Source organism: Subtercola lobariae (assembly GCF_014640255.1).
Classification (GTDB): domain Bacteria; phylum Actinomycetota; class Actinomycetes; order Actinomycetales; family Microbacteriaceae; genus Subtercola; species Subtercola lobariae.
This window is the reverse complement of record NZ_BMGP01000010.1, coordinates 1-19,243: the sequence shown is the minus strand read 5'-3', so window position 1 is coordinate 19,243 and position 19,243 is coordinate 1. Positions and strand designations below refer to the sequence as shown.

Sequence of the window (19,243 nt, the reverse complement as noted above, 5' to 3'; positions counted from 1 at the left end):
TTGCCGATCATCGACGGTTCGGCCACGGTGCCACCTGAGATGACGGTGCGCAACCGGCAGAGCTCGGCCTCGAACTGCGCCCATCAACCTTTGGATGATCAGGGTCAGCTCCAACTGGGCATCGATTCGTACTTGATTCGTACAGGTAACCGCACGGTGCTCGTCGATCTCGGGTTGGCCCCCGACCAGATTCACGAAGCGGTTACGGGCTCGCTTTCCAGCAGACTACGGGCGGCGGGAGTCGAACCCGACGACGTGACCGATGTCGACTTCACGCACCTGCACATCGACCACGTGGGCTGGTCGAGCGTACGCGGCGACGTCACGTTTCCGTAAGTAACCTATCGAGTGCATAGCGCTGACTGATCGCACTTCATGACCGGGGAGGTAATGGATCCCGTTGCTCGAAACAATCGTTCGCGGCTTGCTCGCGCCCGTCGAAGACCGACTGGCGACCTTCGATGGACAGTTCGACCTCGCGCCCGGCATCCGCGCACGGCCGGCACCCAGGCATACGCCGGGCTCGACAGTGTTCGTGATCGGCGATAGAGGGGAGCGAGCTCTGCTGCTCGGGTGACGCGCTTCACGCCGCCGCCGAACTCGAGGCTAGCGGTTATCCATTCACCCCCGCGGATTTTCCCGATCTCGCGTTCGGTTGGTTAGTGACAGCCGAGGAATGCGGCGATTCCAGTGGATGAGCGAGGGTAGCAACCGCCCTCGCCGAGGCATCTGACGGACCCAGGTCACAGCGCCGTTCGAGGTGGCAGAGCCACACTGGGACAACCAGATGCAACGGGGCCAACGGCACAGCCGCATGCCTCCCATTCGCGTCAACGGCGCCCATCGAAGCGTGGGCTACCCGCAGAGACGGGTTGATAGAGAGGTAATTCCGTGCCGGAAGCTGTGATCGTATCGACTGCTCGTTCGCCCATCGGGAGGGCGTTCAAAGGTTCACTGAAAGAGATGCGTGCCGATGATCTCACGGTGCAAATGGTGCGTGCCGCACTGGCGAAGGTGCCGGAGCTTGACCCGGCCGACCTCACCGACCTGATGCTCGGATGCGGGCTGCCGGGCGGAGAGCAGGGGCAGAACATGGGCCGCAACGTTGCTGTGCTGCTCGGTTACGACCACCTGCCCGGCACTACGATAACTCGGTACTGCTCGTCGTCGTTGCAGACCACACGCATGGCCTTTCACGCCATCAAGGCGGGCGAGGGTGACGCCTACATTTCGGCAGGTGTCGAGGCGGTGAGTCGCTTCACGAAGGGCAGCAGCGACTACATTGAAGGGCAGGAGCTCTCGAACCAGCTTTTCGCCGATGCGATCGCGCGAACTGAAGAGGGGGCGGCGGGTGGCGCAGCCCGCTGGACCGATCCTCGTGCCGACGGGCTGATTCCCGACGTTTACATCGCCATGGGGCAGACCGCCGAGAACGTGCAGCAGCTGCTCGGCATGACCCGGCGCGAGCAAGACGACTTCGCGGTGCGTAGCCAGAACCGCGCAGAGCAGGCGATCTTGTCGGGGTTCTGGGCGAATGACATCAGCCCGGTCATCCTGCCCGACGGCAGTCTGGTGTCGGCCGATGATTGTCCGCGGCCCGGCACGACGCTCGAAGGAGTCAGTGGGTTGCAGCCGGTGTTCCGGCCCGACGGCACCGTGACGGCGGGCAATGCCTGCCCGCTGAACGACGGCGCGGCGGCCCTCGTGGTGATGAGTGACGTGAAGGCGAAGCAGCTCGGCATCACGCCGCTGGCGCGGATCGTGTCGACCTCGGTCACGGGACTCTCGCCCGAGATCATGGGGCTCGGCCCGGTCGGTGCGATTCCTGCCGCACTGAAGAGCGCAGGGATGAGCCTGTCAGATATCGACCTGTTCGAGATCAATGAGGCATTCGCGGTGCAGGCCCTAGGATCGGCGCAGAAGCTGGGCATCGAAGTCGATCGCCTCAACGTGAATGGGGGAGCGATCGCCGTCGGGCATCCGTTCGGCATGACCGGCGCCCGCATCACGAGCACGCTGATCAACGCCCTGCGCCAACGCGATGCGCAGTTCGGCGTCGAGTCGATGTGCGTCGGCGGCGGTATGGGCATGGCCATGGTCATCGAGCGTCTGTCATGAGCGAGCAGGGCATGAGCGAACCACGTATCGCCATCGTGACCGGTGCCGCGCGCGGTATCGGCGCGGCGACCGCCATCCGCCTCGCCGAAGACGGGCACGCTGTCGCGGTGCTCGACCTGAACGGCGACCAGTGCGCGGCCACCGTTGACACCATCGTGGCGCAGGGTGGCAGGGCGTTTGCGGTCGCCGCAGACGTCAGCGATGAAGCATCTGTGGCTGCCGCCTTCGAAACGATCATCGCGGGACTCGGCGAGCCCACCATCCTCGTGAACAATGCCGGCATCTTGCGCGACAACCTGCTGTTCAAAATGACAACGAGTGATTGGGATGCCGTACTCGGCGTTCATCTGCGCGGAGCCTTCTTGATGAGCCGCAGCGCACAGCGCTACATGCGAAATGCAGGGTTCGGCCGCATCGTGAACCTTTCGAGCATCTCGGCGCTCGGCAATCGCGGTCAGGCGAATTATGCCGCGGCCAAGGCCGGCATGCAGGGTTTCACCAAGACGCTCGCCATAGAACTGGGCCAATTCGGCGTCACCGCCAACGCCATTGCGCCCGGGTTTATTCAAACGGACATGACGGCGGCGACGGCCGAACGGCTGCACATTCCGTTCGATGAGTTCATCGCAGGCGCCGCCGCCGAGATTCCGGTCGGCCGGGTCGGTCAGCCGGCCGACATCGCCAACCTCGCATCGTTCCTCGTCAGCGAGGGTGCCGGCTTCGTCTCGGGGCAGGTTATCTACGTGGCCGGCGGGCCAACCGACTGATGAAGATCTTCGACTCGATCGCCGCGGTGGAGGAAGCTATCGGCACGCACCTGGGCTACTCCAGCTGGCATACCATCACTCAGCATCAGATCGATGCCTTCGCTGCGGCGACTGGTGACAATCAGTGGATCCACACCGACCCCGTTCGTGCCGCCGCGGGCCCGTTCGGCGGCACGATCGCTCACGGCTATCTCACGGTCTCGCTCGTTTCGAGCATCCTCGACGAGGTCTATGCCATCGACGGTGTCGGGATGCTCGTGAACTACGGTGCCGACCGCCTGCGTTTCCCGGCGGTGGTTCCGGCCGGGTCGCGCGTCCGGGGTGGTGTCGAGCTTCTCGAAGTGACGCCCGTTACCCTCGGGCACCGGCTTCGTACCCGAGTGACCATCGAACGCGACGGCGGCGACAAGCCGGTCTGCGTGATCGACGTCTTGCGGATCGCGGCGCCGTGAACGAGCCAAGCGTTCTGGCGACGACGGACACGCCAGGCGTCGACCTGGGCCGGTTGACGCAGTGGTTTGCCTCGCATTCACTCGCCGGCCCGCTCACCGCGCAGCTCATCGCCGGGGGCAAGTCGAATCTGACCTACGATCTCAGCGACGGCACCACGAGTTGGGTACTGCGGCGCCCACCACTCGGGCACGTTCTGGCGACAGCGCACGATATGGCTCGGGAGTACCGGGTTATGTCGGCATTGGGCAACACAGACGTGCCGGTTCCTGCCACCTATGGGCTCTGCACCGACGACGCGGTGATTGGTGCGCCTTTTTACCTCATGCAGAAGATCGAGGGCGTGGCGTTCCGCACGGCTGACGAGCTCGTGCTGCTCGGGTACGAGCGCGTTCGCACCATTTCGTTGCGGCTCGTCGATGCGCTCGTCGCCTTGCATCGGGTCGATCCGGTATCGGTGGGGCTCGGCGACTTCGGCCGAAGCGAGGGATTCCTCGAGCGTCAGGTCAGGCGGTGGGGGGTGCAACTCGACAGGTCTCGCAGCCGCGAGCTGCCTGACACCGACGCGCTTCGCGCGGCACTTGCTGCTGGCATCCCCGAGCAGTCTGCGCCGGGCATCGTGCACGGCGACTACCGTCTCGACAACGTGCTCATCGACACGGCTGATCGGCCTGCGGCGATCATCGACTGGGAGATGGCCACCATCGGTGATCCGATCACCGACCTCGCGCTGATGATCGTCTACCAGAAGCTCAGCCGGTTGCCGGGTAGCGCTGCCGTTTTCGATGCGGCCGCAGCGCCGGGGTATATCGGCGAAGACGAGGTCCGCGAGAGGTACATCTCACAGGGCGGTCGCGATACGCCGAACTTCGCCTTCTACCTCGGGCTCGCTGCCTTCAAACTCGCCGTCATCGCTGAGGGCATCACCTATCGTCACCGGCTCGGCCAGACCGAGGGTACCGGTTTCGACGGAATCGACGTACTGACCGAGCCGGTCGCCCGCATCGGGCTGGCGGCTCTCAAGGAGAATCATTGATGGACTTTACCTACGACGCCCGCACCGAAGAGTTACGAGCGAAGCTGCTCGTATTCATGGACGAACACATCTATCCAGCCGAGGCCATATTCGAAGGCCAGCTCGACGAACTTCCGAACCGGTGGGCTTGGGATTCCGCGCCCATCATTTGCGAGCTCCGGGCTGAAGCAAAACGGCAAGGCTTGTGGAACCTCTTCCTCCCAGGCGATGGCGGCGCCGGGCTCACCAATCAGCAGTACGCGCCGCTTGCAGAGATCACCGGCAGAAGCCCGCATCTGGCTCCGGCCGCGTTCAATTGCGCCGCACCCGACACCGGCAACATGGAGACACTGGTCGTGGCCGGCAACGACCAGCAGAAGCAACTTTGGCTCGAGCCGCTGCTCAGCGGCGAGATTCGCTCGTCGTTCGCGATGACCGAGCCGGATATCGCCTCCTCCGACGCCACGAACGTCGCCACCCGCATCGAGCGCGACGGCGACGACTACGTGATCAATGGTCGCAAGTGGTGGATCACCGGGGCGATGAACCCGAACGCTGCGATCTTCATCGTGATGGGCAAGACCGACCCGGCCGCCGAGAAGCATCGCCAGCAGTCGATGGTCCTGGTGCCGCGAGCCACCCCGGGGGTCGAGGTCGTGCGCGACATGCGCGTCTTCGGCTACGACGACCACGAACACGGCGGCCATGCCGAACTGCGTTTCACCGACGTGCGCGTACCGGCGACGAACCTGCTGCGGGGCGAGGGAGACGGCTTCGCGATCGCGCAGGCCCGTCTCGGCCCAGGGCGCATCCATCACTGCATGCGCTCGATCGGACTCGCTGAGCGGGCTGTCGAGTTGATGTGCGAGCGTGCCACGCAGCGGGTCGCGTTCGGCAAGCCGCTGTCGGAACAGGGCGTCATTCGCGATTGGATCGCCGAGTCACGCGTGAAGATCGAACAGCTGCGCCTGCTCACACTCAAAGCGGCCTGGCTGATGGACACGCAAGGAAACCGGGCCGCACATACCGAGATCCAGGCGATCAAGATCGCCTCGCCGACCACTGTGGGGTGGATTCTCGACAAGGCGATCCAGGTGCACGGTGGCGGCGGACTCTCCCAAGACTTTCCCCTCGCCTACGCATATGCCTACGCGCGCATGCTCCGGTTCGTCGATGGGCCGGATGAGGTGCACAAAGACGCGCTCGCCCGCCGCGAATTGCGCAAGTACGAGGCGGCGCGAGCATGAGCCCGGGGGCGATTGCGTGTGCGGTCGTGCTTACGACTGCAAAAGCCGAAACCGAATCCAGCGGGCGATGAACTTCGCAGGCAAGACCGCCATCGTCACCGGTGCGAGCCGAGGCATTGGCCTGAGCATCGCCGAGCGCCTTGTCGCCGAGGGGGCGCGAGTAATGATCACGGCCAGAAATCAGGATGCCCTCGAGGCCGCCGTAGCGCGACTCGGCGGCCCTGCGGTGGCGCGCGCGGTCGCAGGGAAAGTCGACGACGTCAATCACCAGGCCGAGACCGTGGCTGCAGCCGTCGAGGCGTTCGGGAGCGTCGACCTGCTGGTGAACAACACCGGCATCAACCCGGTCTACGGTCCGATGGTCGAACTGGAGTTGGGTGCCGCCCGCAAGATCTTCGAGGTGAACTGCCTCGCCGCGTTGTCGTGGGTGCAGCACGCTTACCAGGCATGGATGCACGACCATGGCGGTGCCGTCGTCAACATCGCATCTCATTCCGCTGTTCAGCCCGCCTCCGGCGTGGGGTTCTACGGAGCCAGCAAGGCGATGCTCATCGCCATCACGAAGTCGCTCGCGCTTGAGCTCGGCCCGAGTATCCGGGTCAACGCGGTAGCGCCAGCCGTGGTGAAGACGGCGTTCGCGGCTGCGCTTTACGAAGACGACGAAGAGCAGATGGCGGCGACGTACCCGCTGAAACGCCTGGGCGAGCCCGGGGATGTGGCTGCCGCCGTTGCATATTTGCTGTCGGATGACGCGGCCTGGGTTACGGGGCACCTCTTGCTGGTCGACGGCGGTATGACAATAGGAGGTCCGCAATGACATCGATCGAGGAACAGGGCATCGTGGTCACCGGCGCTGCCGGCGGAATCGGCCGCGCACTCGCGAAGCGGCTCATCGCGGAGGGGGCGCGAGTAGTCGTGAACGACCTGAACCCTGCGGCGACGGAGGCGACCGCCGCGGAGCTCGGCGCTTTTGCCGTGGCGGGAGACGCGGCATCAGAGTCAGGGGTAAAGGCTCTCATCGAGGCTTCCCGCGCGCACCTCGGCCACATCGACGCTTGGTTCGGCAACGCTGGCGTGGTGCAAGGGGAGGACATCGACTCTTCAGAGGCGGACTGGGCGACCAGCTGGCAGGTCAACACCATGGCGCATGTGCGCGCCGCCCGGCTGCTCGTACCCGACTGGCTCGAGCGTGGCGGCGGCCGGTTCGTGATGACGGTCTCGGCCGCCGGGTTGCTGACCGCTCTCGACGCGGCGCCGTACTCAGTGACGAAACATGGCGCGATTGCCTTCGCCGAGTGGCTCTCGGCCACGTACCGGCACCGTGGCATCGTCGTTCAGGCGATCTGCCCGCAAGCCGTGCAGACGAACCTGCTGCCCACCGGTCCGCTCGCCAGCATCTTGGGCGGGGACGGCGCCCTCACGCCCGACGAGGTGGCTGAGGCGACTTGGCAAGCGGTGCAGGATGATCGCTTCCTGATCCTGCCGCATCCGCCGGTCGGTGACTATTACCGAGCCCGGGCCACCGACACCGATCGCTGGCTGAAAGGCATGAACAAACTACAGCGCGGCCTCGAGCAGGCGAAGGAAGCTCTCTAGCCGACCGCTCACCCCGCCAAAGTCGCTGGACCCAAGTCACAGTCATCGTCGGGCCACACCGCGAGACTCGTCATACCAGATGCGATGGGGCTGCCGGCACGGCCGCCCCGACGCTCACGAATCGTCGGCCCGCACTCGGCCGAAGTTGGAGGAATTGTGCAGACGCTCGATCTCATCGGCGCCGAAGACGGCATCGAGTTCGGCTACGGAGTGCGTCTCGACGCTCGACTCGAAGGCTCCAGCGGACCACTGGCGCTCGTGCTGCCCGGGTCGGAACGCAGCAGCGAAGACGCCGTCTTCATCGAAGCTCTTGCCGCGCACTTCACGGTCGTCGCACCCAGCCACCCCGGCTTCGGGCTCTCGCCCAGGCCGGAATGGTGCGCCTCCGTTTCGGACATCGCCGACATCTACCTCGACTGGCTCGAGGCATCTGGGCACACTGACGTCATACTGATCGGGCTTCAGTTCGGCGGGTGGGTCGCGCTCGAGATGGCGACCCGCAGCCGATCGCGCATCGCGCAGTTGGTGCTTGTCGACTCGTTCGGCGTCAAGCTCGGCTCGCCAACAGATCGCAATTTCGCCGATGTCTTCGCGACACCGCACGATCAACTCGAGAATCTGATCTATGCCGACCAAGCCTTCGCGCTCGGCGAACTCGGCGGCGCGCCTGAAAACACTGTGCTCGAGATGGCTCGCAACGACGAGGCTCTCGCGATCTATGGCTGGGAGCCCTACCTCTACAACCGCCGGCTGGGCCAGACCATCGACCGCATTGCTGTGCCCACACTCGTCGTCTGGGGTGCGGAAGACGGAATCGCCTCCCCTGACTACGGGCGCCGCCTGGCAGCCCACCTGCCGCACGCCCGGTTCGAGCAGATCGAGCAAGCGGGGCATCGGCCTCAAGTCGAACGACCCCACCGGGTCGCCGAGCTCATTCTCACGGCCGCGCGCTGACGGCAATCACCGTGCATAACTACAGGAGGGTTTTCTGATGCAGTACTGGCACTTCAACGAGGCGGCGTACCCCGACCTTCCCGATCCCGAGACATACGACTCCATTCGCGTCACCTTGCCGAACGGTACCATCGACCCGGGTCATGCCGCCGACCTCTGGGACCGCTACATTCGCGAGTGGCAGGTCGCCGACGAATGCGGCCTCAATGTGATGGTGAACGAGCACCACTCGACCGCGACCTGCATGACGTCTGCAGCGCCAGTCGTTGCCGGGATTCTCGCGCGAGTGACGACGAACGCGCGCATCCTGTTGCTCGGCAACCCGGTCGCGAACCGCCAGGATCCGGTTCGTATCGCCGAAGAAATGGCGCTCATCGATCTCATCAGCCGTGGCCGGCTCGAGGTCGGCTTCGTGCGCGGGGTTCAGTACGAGGTCTCAGCGACGAACTCCCAACCGATTCGTATGACGGAACGCATGTGGGAAGCCATCGACCTAATCACAACGGCGTGGACGACGCACGACGGACCCTTCAACTGGGAGGGTGAGTTCTTTCAGCACCGTCAGGTCAACATCTGGCCGCGCCCGTACCAGCAGCCCACACCGCCCATCTGGATCACAGCCGGCACTCCGAGCAGTTCCGGTGCGATCGCCGACCACGACTATCACGTCGCGACATTCCTCGGCGGTCTCGAGGGCACCCGCAAGGTCTTCCAGGCCTACCGCGACCGGCTCGACGAGTTGGGAAAACCGGGCGCCTCAGACGACAAATTCGGCTATGCGGCGCTGGTCTACACAGGACAAACCGATGAGGAGGGTCGCGAGGGAGCGCGCGAATTGCTGTGGTACCTGCAGAGCAACAAGGTGACCAAGCCGTTTACCTACCCACCCGGCTACATGCCGTACCAGGTGCGCTCTGCGGCGCTCCGCGGCCCGAACGCATCATCGTCAGGTGCGCCCGCGTTATCTCCGATTCCCGATATGACATCGATGTCTCTCGATGACCTCATCGAGTTGGGCGTCGTATTCGCCGGCAGCCCGGCGACCGTCGCCGCGCAGATCGAGCGTTTCTACAGCCACGTCGGCGGTCTCGGCAACCTGTTCCTGATGGGGCAGGCTGGCCACATGGGTCACGAACAGACCGTTCGCGGCATCAGGCGATTCGCCGAAGACGTCGTACCCCGACTCGAGCGGGTCACTGAGAAAGTTTCCGCCACCTGACCACCCCCGCACCATCAACTAGATAATCGATATTGAAAGGACAATGATGTCTCAATCACTACCGCTCGACGCTGCCGCACAGGGCAGTCTCACCGCCGCGAGGCCGCGTGCCACTCCACTGAGCCGTCGCTCAGTCATTGCCGTGGGAACCGGAAACGCCCTGGAGTTCTACGACTTCGCCGTGTTCGCCTCGTTGACGCCCGTCATCTCGCAGCTCTTCTTCCCGTCGAGCAACGCGCTCGCTGCCATCCTGTCGACGTTCGTGGTCTACGCGGTCGGCTTTCTGATGCGGCCCCTGGGGGCCATCATCTTCGGCCGGCTCGGCGATCGCAGCGGGCGGAAGGTCACAATGATCGTGGTAGTAACGATCATGGGATTCTCGACGGTGCTCATGGGCCTCCTGCCGACGTTCACCCAGATCGGGGCTTTCGCACCGGTTTTGCTCGTCGTCGCCCGGATGCTTCAGGGACTCTCGGTGGGCGGCGAGTTCGGAACCTCCGCGACCTATCTGCTGGAATACGCCCCCGACAATCGACGAGGAATCTACGGCGCATTTGCCTTCTTCTCGTCTACCGCGGGAAGCGTCATCGGGGTGTTCGTGGTGTTCCTGCTCACCCTGCTTATGTCGGCGACCACGATCAGCGACTGGGGGTGGCGTATTCCGTTCTTGCTGGGATTCCCGCTGCTGCTGCTCGGGTTCTATCTGCGCTACCGCGTTTCGGAGTCGCCGGAGTTCGAAGAGATCAAAGCTGACAAAGAACGCGAAAAGAGCCCGGTTCTCACTGTGTTCAAGGAGCATTGGCGCGCCATTCTCATCGTCATCGGCGTGGTCTGCGGTTTCGCCACAGCGTCGGCGACAGTGCAGGCGTTCATGCCTTCTTATGTCAAGACCGTCGTCGGGCTACCCGCCAATCAATCTCTCGGGGCCGTGCTGATCGCAACCACCGTTGCGATCTTCATGGTTTTGGCGTTCGGCGCGCTCTCTGATCGATTCGGGGGTCGACGGATACTGATTCTGGCGTCGGTGCTGACCATATTGCTGCCCTACCCCAGCCTCGTCGTCGTCGGTCTCGGAGGTTTCGGTGCCGCCGTGGCGGGCCTATTGATCTTGTGGGTTCCTGTCGCCGCGTTCGGTGGCGCAGCCCCAGCCATGTGGGCCGACATGTTCCCGACCGCTGTGCGAGTATCCGGGTTCGGCATCGCCTACGGCTTCGGTACTGCCATCTTCGCGGGCAGTGCGCCGTTCGTCTCGACGTGGTTGATCCAGACCTCGGGCAACCCACTGGCTCCTGCCTGGTACATGATCGTCGGCGGCATCGTGACGGCGATCGTCGTTATCGCAGCAGTCGGCCGCAAGCCACGTGCCAGATCTGCCGGCTCGTCGTCTCTGTAACCACGGACCTATCTCTAAGTAAGGAGTGAGCATGGAATCGACGGCAGGTCGTCTGACCCGCAAGACCGCAATCATCTCGGGCGCAGGGTCGGGAATCGGGGCCGCAACCGCGGAGTTGTTCGCACGGGAGGGTGCCAGCGTCGTCGTCACCGACAAAGACGGCTCAAGCGCAGCAAGCACCGCCGAACGTATTCGGGAGGAGGGGGGTGTCGCTGAACCATTCACTGCCGATGTCTCCGATGAGGCGGCGGTAATCGAGCTCGTGGCATTCACTGCCCAGCGGTTCGGCGGAATAGACATCGTGCAAAACTACGCTTCAAACCGAAGCCTTGTTCCGTTCGATGTCGCAATTGCCGAAGCCGATCTTTCGGTCTGGGTGCAGCAGTTGAGCGTCGATCTGCTTGGCTGCGTTCTAACCGCGAAGCATGCGCTTCCGCACATGGTTCGAGCGGGATCGGGCAGCATTGTCAACGTGTCATCGCTCGGCGCGTGGCTATCGTTCGAATCCCGCCCGGCGTACACGACGTCGAAGGCGGCGGTGATCGGGCTGTCGAAGTCACTGGCTACCGAGTACGGAAAGCAGGGCATCCGGTGCAACGTCATCGCACCCGGGCACATCGTCTCTGCGGGCACCGAGAACATGTACTCGGATGAGCAGACCGAGGTCATGCTCGATCACGTCTCGGCGCCCCGACTGGGCAGGCCCGACGATGTGGCGCTCGCGGCCCTGTTCTTGGCTTCACCGGAATCGTCGTTCATCAATGGCCAGGTGATCGTCGTCGACGGCGGGATGTCAGCATACGCTCCGATGGTTCCCTCATTCCGCCGGCTTGCCGAGGCGACCTGAGATGAACCTGTCAACGATCGATGCGAACAAGAACGATGACGTTGAGCGAAAGGGTGCACAATGCGAGTGATGGTGACGGGGGGGCTGGGCGTGAACGGCGCGTGGCTGCTCAGAGAGCTTCTGGCGCGAGACAACGAGGTGATTGTCTTTGAGAATCGCCACGACACGTCGTTAATCGACGACGTGGCCGACCGGGTACAGATCGTCATTGGTGACATCACGGATGCCGCGGGCCTGGCCGAAGCGGTGCGACAGGTGGCACCAGACAGCATCGTTCACCTCGCCGCCTTCGTCGATTGCGAAAACGATCCGGTGACGGCCGTCGCGGTGAATGTGGGCGGTACGACGAACGTGCTGGCCGCAGCAGCCGCAGCAGGCGTGCGGCGGGTCGTGTTCACCAGTTCGAAGGCGGTCTATGCACCGGCCATCGGCGCACATGGGCATCCGGAATATCGTCCCATCGGGGAAGACGACGCTCAGGTGCCGACCGGGATGTACGGCATCACGAAGGCGGCGGGGGAAGCCATTGTCGACTGGTATGGGCGAACCACCGACGTCGAATGCGTGAGCCTGCGTTTCGCGACCATCTTCGGTCCCGGTCGGTTGCAGCGTCACTCCGGTTCGATCAATACGTACAGTTCGATGATCGAACTACCTGCGATGGGGCAACCCTTCGCACTCGACCATGGAGGAGACGAGGGCGACGGGCTAATCTATGTGCTCGACGTCGCGGACGCCATCGCCACTGTCACGCTGGCTCCCGGGGTGCTGCCCCATTCCGTCTACAACGTTGCCGATGGCGGCGTCTGGTCGATGAACGACTTCGCGAACTCCATTCGTGCGCTGATTCCCGATGCCGAGCTCGAGGTCGGCAGTGGCTTGAACCCGATGAACCAGCCCGATCCCTACTACATGGCAATCGACGCGAGCCGCATGGCCGGCGATTTCGGCTGGCGGCCCCAGTACGGGCTCGACCGTGCAATCGAGCACTACGTTGGTCTGGTGCGAGCGCGAGTGTAGTGAGAGCCTCCGCATCATCAGAGCCGCGCTCTACAGCCACCCGGGGCCTGCCGCCGAGGTGCTCGAAGTTGTCGAGCTCGACGTGCTTGAGCCTGCAGGGGGCCAGGTGCGAGTGCGCATCTAGGTCTCTGGCATCAATCCGACCGACTGGAAGACCAGGGCGGGGCTCTCCGACTTTCGACCGGGGCCTGAATCGTCTCGGAATGCTGCCGGATGTTGTCCTCGTCGACGATGAATTTCTCGACGATCCTGTCGAGCTGCTCGAGCGTGAGCGCAGGATCTGATGCGAGTTCCCCGTTGGTGTCGTGTGGGACGTGGCCGGGCAGGTGCGGGAGAAGCTCGGTGGTGATGGTGCGGTAGAACGGTTCGATCTTCCCTCGGCCCTGAGGCACTCCGGGACGGGAGTGAATGAGTCGAACATACGCGTCCAGGCAAACTCGTTCCAATCGGACGCAGGTGAAGTCAGAGCCGTGGTCACTGTAAAGAATGTCGGGCAGCCCCGAGATCGGCCAAGGCGGGCTCGTCTTCGGGTTGATGGCCTGGTGCAGCGCGAGAGCTGTCTGTTCCGCGTTGGGCCCACCCATAAACACAGCGAAGATCGTGAGCCAAGGCCGGACCGCGCTTTGCTCCTTGCCGAGCACGGCGAGATCGAGAAGGGTGTGGTCTGCCTGCCACTGCTCGTTTGGCCGGTTAGCGTTTCGCCGGAACACCAGTTCGAACCGGTCACGGTACGCGGTGTCGCCTTTCGTAGCGAGGGTTAGGCCCGGATCGACTGAGAATGTCAAGCGAACTCGAACCCGGCGGCCAGGTGGTCTCCACTGAGGCTGCCATAGTCAATCGACTGCCTGCACTGTCGCGCGGACGCTGGAAGCACTCGGCGCCGGAAGTCCGCGGCCTCGGGCGATGTCGCTCACTCGGCGGTGGATGTAAGCCGTCGTCGGCGCCGGGTGGCGAAGCGCGAGGGCCTCGATAGCTTCGATCAGTTCGGTCGGCGTACGGCGGTGGCCCTTGTCGATGCAAGGCGGCCGCCGGAGCGATGCCGGATCAGCTCGGTATGCGGCAGCCCACCGCCGGAGGGTGCGTGTCGACACCCCGGAGTCCGCTTCGATCCTCACCCAGGGGACGCCGTCTTCGTGTTCGCGCAGCAGTGCCAATTTCATCTCGACACTGCGCTGGGTCACGACTCATCACCGGCTAGGTGTTCTTCCCATGGAGGTTGTGTGCGTGGCGTGAGTTAGAAAGGTGAGGACCTCCGGTATCAGTTGGGTTACCACACTCAATTGATGCCACGGAGGCCCTCATCTCTCACGTTACTCATCCCAACGCTTCTTTGACGCCCGCCGGGCGGCTGAAACTGGTCGAGCTCGTTGTCGAGGATGGCTGGGTGCAGGCCCGCGCCGCTGAACGCTTCCAGGTCTCCCGCGCGACGGTATCGAAATGGGTGCGCCGCTATCGAGCCCACGGTCGGCCCGGCCTCACTGACGCATCGTCACGGCCGCACCGTTCGCCGGCGAGGACGCCGCGGCGCACAGAGCGGCGGATACTCGCGTTACGGTTCAGCAGCAAAGACCGCTCTGTACTCGGGCGGCCCGTCCGGTTCAGCGTCCATCGCCACAGTTTAGAGATCGCGGATCTGCTGACGCGAGCATGCCGATCGTTCCGTATGGGGATCGGCTTACGTGCAGTAAGGGGTGACAAATAGAGCCGTGAAACACGGCCACTAAGCGCTGCTATTCACGCCAATGGGTACTGGGGAGAGGAGTGCCTCGACGTTGTGTCGCTGAGAGTCTGGGATGCTGGTCGATTGGCAGCAGGCAGCAGGCTTCCGTGGGGGCAGAATCGGCGCCACCAGGCCGGACGAGCCGAGCGCGACCTCGAGCACGCTCACGACCAGATGCGCGGTGGGCAGCACCGAGAGGTCGTTCGCTACGACATCCCTGCGCTCGGCGATCGCCTGCTCGAGCAGCGCCTGCTCGTGTGCCTAAATGTCCCAGAGCCGCGCCCGCGGTCCAGATGCCTGGGCGAGGTGCGAGTGGATGCGCAGGATGCGCTCCGCGACGGCGTTCGGCGACCGTTCGCGCAGCCGGCAAAGAGAAATTGGCCGCCGATCCGAACGGAACCAGCAGTACGGAATCCTTGCTGGGAAAGTAGCGGTACAGCGTGGCAATGCCAATCTCTGCCTCGTCGGCGATCTTGCATGGTGGTGGCTGTAGCCTTACTGATCGCCATACCGTCAGGATGGCGGTTCTCTGCCAGGACCGTGGAGCCGGCGGCATTGGAACACGTCCACACCGGCGACCCAAAATGGGGCGCTACCGACTATCCCCTCAGCGATGCGCCTGACAGTGTCAGCTAGAATCTGGTCATGACTTCTCGAGCTGAATCGGCCGCAGCGACTCGGAACGCTCTGCTCGACGCGGCGTCTGGTCTTCTAGACGAAGGCGGCCCCGATGCCGTGACGCTCAGAGCTGTCGGGGCTCGATCTGGTGTTTCTCGGGGTGCGCCTTACGGTCATTTTGTCGACAAGGAAGACTTGCTTGCAGCCCTGGCCATCCGTGGGTGGGTTCACATGACGCTCGACCTCGAGCTCGTCCAGTCCTGCAAGGGAATAGGCAGCCGGGAACGTCTGTATCGAGCTGTCCTCGCCTTTTTGACCGTTGCTAGGGAGCGGCCGTATCTTTACGCACTAATGTTCATCACACCCTCCCGTGACCCCCGGGCCATCATCACCGCCGCCTCGAGGGCGCAGGACGTGTTCCTTGCCATCGTCGCGGACGTCGTCGGACAGGGCGACGCGCGGAGCCGAGGGGCGCTCCTGATGTCCAGCGCCCACGGCATCGCCGGAATGGAGCGATCTGGCCAGCTGAGCGAAAAAAAGTGGGGCACGACAGGCGATCAACTTCTCCAGCAACTCATCGCTCTTTTGGGTCGGTGAATCTGTCAACAATCAGTAAAAGATTCAGTTGACAGTGTCACTCACCGACATATGGTTTAAGTATGACAACGTCACATCAAACTTATCCTCTTGCAATCGTTACTGGAGCGTCTTCTGGTATCGGCCGTGCCACGGCTGTGCGTCTGGCCGCCGATGGGTTCCACGTCCTAGCCGGCGTCCGGAAGTCGGCCGACGGTCAGAAGATCGCCGCCGCTGGTATCGAACCGGTTATCCTCGACGTCACGAACGACGAGCACATCGCTTCCATCGTCGCGCGGGTCACTCGGGACCCGGATGGGCGCCAGCTTCAGGTGCTGGTCAATAATGCCGGCGTCGCGGTGAACGCCCCGGTTGAGGTTCTATCGCTCGCGGATTGGCGTTTCCAGTTCGATGTGTCGGTGTTCGGCCAGATAGCCCTCACCCGCGCCCTGCTTCCCACTCTGTTGGCCACTCGTGGGCGGATCGTGAACGTCACGTCCGTCGGTGGGCGCGTCGCGATGGCTAACTTCGGTGCTTATTCAGCGGCGAAGTTCGCGATGGAGGCCGTGACCGATTCTCTTCGCCGTGAGGTTCAAGACTTCGGCGTCACCGTTGTGAAGATCACTCCGGGGGCGGTGAGTACGAACCTTACCGAGAGCGGGCTTGCCGCTGCCGCTCGGATCACGGACACGATGACCGCCGAGCAGCACACACGCTACGACGAACTCGGCCGGGCGTTCACCGTCCAGGCGGAGGGCTTCGCCCGCGACGGCGTCTCTCCCGAGCATGCCGCGTCAGTCATCTCCAAGGCCGTGGCCGCGCGGCGACCGAAGACCCGGTACACGATCGGACGCGACGGGGCGATGTTCACCTTCATGCCCCGTATCGCGTCCGACCGATTGCTGGACACTATGCTCCGCAGTCAGAACAAGAGCCTGGCGAAAACGAAACGCTGACATTGCCTGCGGTGCCGCTACCGCGGGCCGACCGGCGGCATATTGAGAGGCCGCGGCGACAAACCATCAAGTGACAAACATGCCAGACCGGAGGACGCTCGAGCAGAGCGGCCCAAGTTAAGCCTGCCGACCCCGACCGGAGCGGCGGTCGGCACTGCTCCTTCTCGCCACCCGGGCAGGTTTTCCTCAAAATTCGACGCGACAGCAAGTAAGGAAATCAGCATGCGCACACCACACAGTGAACGGAACACTCTCGAGGGGGAGGTCGCCGGAGCGGTAGGGGAGCCGGCGTTGCAGTGGATTGGGGGCGTCTGGGTCGGATCTGGCCAGGTGGAGGAATCCCTGAATCCATCGACCGGAGAAGTTCTCGGCACCTACGATAGCGGAGGAGTGGAGCAGGCCCAGGCGGCGGTCGCGGCCGCGCGGAATGTGTTCGACAACACGGACTGGTCCCTGACCCCGGAAGTGCGATCCCGGGCGCTGATGGAGATGGCTGAGCGCCTCGAAGCGCGCAAGCACGAGGTCGCCCTCATGCGTGCGCACGAGAACGGTAAACGCTTCGTCGAGACGACGTGGGAAGTGGGGGCGGCGGCGACGATGCTTCGGCACTCCGCGGCATCCGCCCTCGTCCACACTAACGGTCGCGCCACGAGCAATACGCCCGGGATGCTGATCGACCCTTCTCGAAGTCGTAGACTCTGACGCACCAATCGTTCAGCAGGAAGTCTTCGGACCAGTACAGGTGATGGAAGTGTTCCATGCCGAAGCCGACGCCGTCCGGCGCGCGAACGCGACGAAGTTCGGTCTCGTCGCAGCCGTGTTTACGAACGACCGGGCCCGCGCCCGCCGCGCTATCCAGGCCGGCATGTGGCTGAACACCTGGGGTCGCCTCACCGACGAATTCGAGACGACCGGGTGGAAGCAGAGCGGACTCGGCGAAATTTCTGCCGAAGATCGTCGCGAACACCCCGACCCTGGCCCGCGAGTGATGCCCACACGCCGCGGGTTCGTCCTAGGATACGACGCACAAGTCGCGGTCACCAGCGACCACGTCATCGCCGCCGCCAATCTGAACCAGAACCCGAGCGACATGAGCTCATTCCTGCTGATACGACGACAATTGAATTGTGCTAATCCGCCTCGTGGTCGAGCTGCTTCAAGACGGAGTCGGCCCAGTCGACCCTCGCTTGCTCGAGACGTAGTCCCCACTGCAGAACGAGATATTGGCGCGCGGCCGCGAAATGCAAACCGTTCTCGTCAAAGTCGTTCTGCTCGACGCGCCGGTATTCCTCGAGCAACGCTGAATGCAGATCACGGTGACGTTTTACCTCATTGCGAAGGTCGCCGCCAAGGCTCGCGGATGCCCTCAACCTGAGCATGAGCGAATCCTTTTCGAGTTTGGGATCTTCTGTGGTCTGGAGCCATTTCCGCAGTTCAGCTCGCCCGGCGCCCGAGACCTCGTAGGTACGACGGCCACCCCGAGGTGGTTCAACTGCATCGATTTGATGGATGAGGCTATCGCGCTCCAGCTTCGCGAGTTCACGATAGATCTGTTGATGCGAAGCGGGCCAGAAGTAGCCGATCGAGCGATCGAATCGCTGCGCAAGCGCGAAGCCCGACGCTGACTTTTCATTGAGCGCAGTGAGGATGGCGTGTGAGAGAGACATGATTCCAGCATAGGGATGAGGCACTTACGGCTAGCGATCCGCATAAACTTCTGCAATAAAGTGCATAATTAGATTTATTCATGTCGAGAAGAAGGATGGGTACCGAAGTGACCACCTACGATCACCTTTTCACCCCGATCGTCGTGGGAACTGTGCGCTTGCGGAATCGAATGATGATGGGTTCGATGCATATCGGTCTGGAAGATACCGAGGACGGATTCGAACGCATGGCCGCTTTCTATTCGGAGCGCGTTCGAGGAGGTGTCGACCTCATCGTTTCTGGAGAAATCTCCCCAGATGAAGCGGGGCGACCGTGGGCCGGAGGGGCCGCGATGATCACTGCTGACGATGTCAACAACCACGCGAAGATCGTCGAGGCTGTGCATGCTGAGGGCGGCCACATCCTCATGCAGCTTTTGGCGGGGGTGGAGTATCTCGGCATCGATGACACGGGCGTGCACATTGAACACCTCGGGCGAGAGTCGGTCGTAGCAGCTGACACCGTCGTGCTGTGTACCGGCCAGGTGTCTCAGCGAGAGCTTGCCGATCATGCTCGACTTCGCGGTCTGACGTGGCACGTCATCGGTGGCGCTGACGTCGCCCACGAGCTAGACGCAAAACGAGCGATTCGCCAGGGAGTAGAGCTGGTCGCATCATTGTGACCGTCAACTTAGTGGCATAAAGAGAGGCACATGCGGAATCACCACGTGGGTGAGACCAATACCTTGGTTATCTCAATTCTCGCGAGTTTCGCGACAAGATTTCTGTCGCCAAGACCACTTGCATTAGAGGCTGATGCGCCCGCGGGCCGAACAAGAATGCCCCGTCAGCTCTAATCGAACATTGCTAACCCCGATCGAATGAAATGGAGTAATTATGAGCGGCATGAGGACAGTTTCGATACCCGAACAGTCGACACTCTTAGAGCTTCCGAAGAGCAGGTTAGACGGAACGCGTATCGGAGTTGTTGCTGAGACGGCTGAGGGTGAGACGCGGGTCGCTGCGACCCCCTCTACCGTCGCCCAGCTGATCAAGCTGGGATATGACGTGAGTGTGCAGGCGGGTGCAGGCGGGGCTTCT

At 63.2% G+C, this 19,243-nt stretch carries 23 protein-coding genes and 1 pseudogene; 21 read left to right on the top strand and 3 right to left on the bottom strand.

The window, feature by feature from the left end:
- The 14 genes from IEX24_RS19025 (at position 1) to IEX24_RS18960 (ending at position 12,626) form a co-directional block, all read left to right on the top strand.
- On the top strand, positions 1 to 336 hold the full coding sequence (locus IEX24_RS19025) for an MBL fold metallo-hydrolase (protein ID WP_188681299.1): 336 nt from the start codon (positions 1 to 3) through the stop codon (positions 334 to 336).
- A 64-nt stretch (positions 337 to 400) separates the two neighbouring features.
- On the top strand, positions 401 to 577 hold the full coding sequence (locus tag IEX24_RS19020; protein ID WP_188681297.1) for an MBL fold metallo-hydrolase: 177 nt from the start codon (positions 401 to 403) through the stop codon (positions 575 to 577).
- A gap of 314 nt (positions 578 to 891) precedes the next feature.
- On the top strand, positions 892 to 2,118 hold the full coding sequence (locus IEX24_RS19015; RefSeq protein ID WP_188681295.1) for an acetyl-CoA C-acetyltransferase: 1,227 nt from the start codon (positions 892 to 894) through the stop codon (positions 2,116 to 2,118).
- 11 nt (positions 2,119 to 2,129) lie between these two features.
- Positions 2,130 to 2,885, top strand: coding sequence for a 3-oxoacyl-ACP reductase FabG (gene fabG, locus IEX24_RS19010; protein WP_188681293.1), 756 nt, complete (start codon positions 2,130 to 2,132; stop codon positions 2,883 to 2,885).
- Positions 2,885 to 3,337: a MaoC family dehydratase gene (locus tag IEX24_RS19005; protein ID WP_188681291.1), complete on the top strand. Its 453-nt coding sequence runs from the start codon at positions 2,885 to 2,887 to the stop codon at positions 3,335 to 3,337. The genes fabG and IEX24_RS19005 overlap by 1 nt, the downstream gene beginning before the upstream one ends.
- The gene (locus IEX24_RS19000) at positions 3,334 to 4,371 is read left to right on the top strand and encodes a phosphotransferase family protein (protein WP_229715590.1); all 1,038 of its coding nucleotides are present in this window, start codon (positions 3,334 to 3,336) and stop codon (positions 4,369 to 4,371) included. Before IEX24_RS19005 ends, IEX24_RS19000 begins: the two co-directional genes overlap by 4 nt.
- On the top strand, positions 4,371 to 5,597 hold the full coding sequence (locus IEX24_RS18995; RefSeq protein ID WP_188681289.1) for an acyl-CoA dehydrogenase family protein: 1,227 nt from the start codon (positions 4,371 to 4,373) through the stop codon (positions 5,595 to 5,597). The genes IEX24_RS19000 and IEX24_RS18995 overlap by 1 nt, the downstream gene beginning before the upstream one ends.
- Positions 5,598 to 5,664: 67 nt before the next feature.
- Positions 5,665 to 6,414, top strand: coding sequence for an SDR family oxidoreductase (locus tag IEX24_RS18990; protein WP_188681287.1), 750 nt, complete (start codon positions 5,665 to 5,667; stop codon positions 6,412 to 6,414).
- Positions 6,411 to 7,193, top strand: a complete 783-nt coding sequence (locus tag IEX24_RS18985; RefSeq protein ID WP_188681285.1) for an SDR family oxidoreductase — start codon at positions 6,411 to 6,413, stop codon at positions 7,191 to 7,193. Before IEX24_RS18990 ends, IEX24_RS18985 begins: the two co-directional genes overlap by 4 nt.
- Before the next feature lie 156 nt (positions 7,194 to 7,349).
- Positions 7,350 to 8,147 carry an alpha/beta fold hydrolase gene (locus IEX24_RS18980; protein WP_203586073.1) on the top strand — a complete coding sequence of 266 codons (798 nt, stop codon included), beginning with the start codon at positions 7,350 to 7,352 and terminating at the stop codon, positions 8,145 to 8,147.
- Between the two features lie 37 nt (positions 8,148 to 8,184).
- A complete protein-coding gene (locus IEX24_RS18975) occupies positions 8,185 to 9,366 on the top strand; it encodes an LLM class flavin-dependent oxidoreductase (RefSeq protein ID WP_188681283.1) in 1,182 nt (393 codons plus the stop codon).
- 46 nt (positions 9,367 to 9,412) lie between these two features.
- Positions 9,413 to 10,759 (top strand): MFS transporter, encoded by a 1,347-nt coding sequence (locus IEX24_RS18970; RefSeq protein WP_203586074.1) that lies wholly within the window; start codon positions 9,413 to 9,415, stop codon positions 10,757 to 10,759.
- Positions 10,760 to 10,790: 31 nt separating this feature from the next.
- Complete coding sequence (locus IEX24_RS18965) at positions 10,791 to 11,606, top strand: SDR family NAD(P)-dependent oxidoreductase (RefSeq protein ID WP_188681279.1); 816 nt, start codon at positions 10,791 to 10,793, stop codon at positions 11,604 to 11,606.
- A 69-nt stretch (positions 11,607 to 11,675) separates the two neighbouring features.
- Complete coding sequence (locus tag IEX24_RS18960) at positions 11,676 to 12,626, top strand: NAD-dependent epimerase/dehydratase family protein (protein ID WP_203586075.1); 951 nt, start codon at positions 11,676 to 11,678, stop codon at positions 12,624 to 12,626.
- A 134-nt stretch (positions 12,627 to 12,760) separates the two neighbouring features.
- Here IEX24_RS18960 and IEX24_RS18955 read toward each other — a convergent pair whose 3' ends face one another.
- Positions 12,761 to 13,411, bottom strand: a complete 651-nt coding sequence (locus IEX24_RS18955; RefSeq protein WP_188681275.1) for a TnsB C-terminal domain-containing protein — start codon at positions 13,409 to 13,411, stop codon at positions 12,761 to 12,763.
- 515 nt (positions 13,412 to 13,926) lie between these two features.
- On the opposite strand from IEX24_RS18955, the gene IEX24_RS19755 reads away from it, so the two are divergent.
- Complete coding sequence (locus tag IEX24_RS19755; RefSeq protein WP_268236303.1) at positions 13,927 to 14,328, top strand: leucine zipper domain-containing protein; 402 nt, start codon at positions 13,927 to 13,929, stop codon at positions 14,326 to 14,328.
- 28 nt (positions 14,329 to 14,356) lie between these two features.
- On the opposite strand, the gene IEX24_RS20125 is transcribed toward IEX24_RS19755, so the two are convergent.
- Positions 14,357 to 14,902 (bottom strand): TetR family transcriptional regulator, encoded by a 546-nt coding sequence (locus IEX24_RS20125; RefSeq protein WP_188681271.1) that lies wholly within the window; start codon positions 14,900 to 14,902, stop codon positions 14,357 to 14,359.
- An 89-nt stretch (positions 14,903 to 14,991) separates the two neighbouring features.
- Between IEX24_RS20125 and IEX24_RS18940 the strand changes: the two genes are divergently transcribed.
- From IEX24_RS18940 to IEX24_RS20120, 4 genes and pseudogenes are all read left to right on the top strand, one after another.
- Positions 14,992 to 15,561: a TetR/AcrR family transcriptional regulator gene (locus tag IEX24_RS18940; RefSeq protein WP_188681269.1), complete on the top strand. Its 570-nt coding sequence runs from the start codon at positions 14,992 to 14,994 to the stop codon at positions 15,559 to 15,561.
- Positions 15,562 to 15,623: 62 nt separating this feature from the next.
- Positions 15,624 to 16,496, top strand: coding sequence for an SDR family NAD(P)-dependent oxidoreductase (locus tag IEX24_RS18935; protein ID WP_188681267.1), 873 nt, complete (start codon positions 15,624 to 15,626; stop codon positions 16,494 to 16,496).
- Between the two features lie 222 nt (positions 16,497 to 16,718).
- A complete protein-coding gene (locus IEX24_RS18930) occupies positions 16,719 to 17,198 on the top strand; it encodes an aldehyde dehydrogenase family protein (protein ID WP_188681265.1) in 480 nt (159 codons plus the stop codon).
- A 7-nt stretch (positions 17,199 to 17,205) separates the two neighbouring features.
- A pseudogene (locus IEX24_RS20120) lies at positions 17,206 to 17,385 on the top strand (aldehyde dehydrogenase family protein); the annotation flags it as partial.
- A 241-nt stretch (positions 17,386 to 17,626) separates the two neighbouring features.
- On the opposite strand, the gene IEX24_RS18920 reads toward IEX24_RS20120, so the two are convergent.
- Positions 17,627 to 18,163, bottom strand: a complete 537-nt coding sequence (locus IEX24_RS18920) for a PadR family transcriptional regulator (RefSeq protein ID WP_188681263.1) — start codon at positions 18,161 to 18,163, stop codon at positions 17,627 to 17,629.
- Between the two features lie 80 nt (positions 18,164 to 18,243).
- On the opposite strand from IEX24_RS18920, the gene IEX24_RS20115 reads away from it, so the two are divergent.
- Positions 18,244 to 18,825, top strand: coding sequence for an oxidoreductase (locus tag IEX24_RS20115; RefSeq protein WP_373283864.1), 582 nt, complete (start codon positions 18,244 to 18,246; stop codon positions 18,823 to 18,825).
- Positions 18,826 to 19,048: 223 nt separating this feature from the next.
- Positions 19,049 to 19,243: hypothetical protein (locus tag IEX24_RS18910; RefSeq protein ID WP_203586076.1), on the top strand; the 195-nt coding region annotated here is incomplete at its 3' end.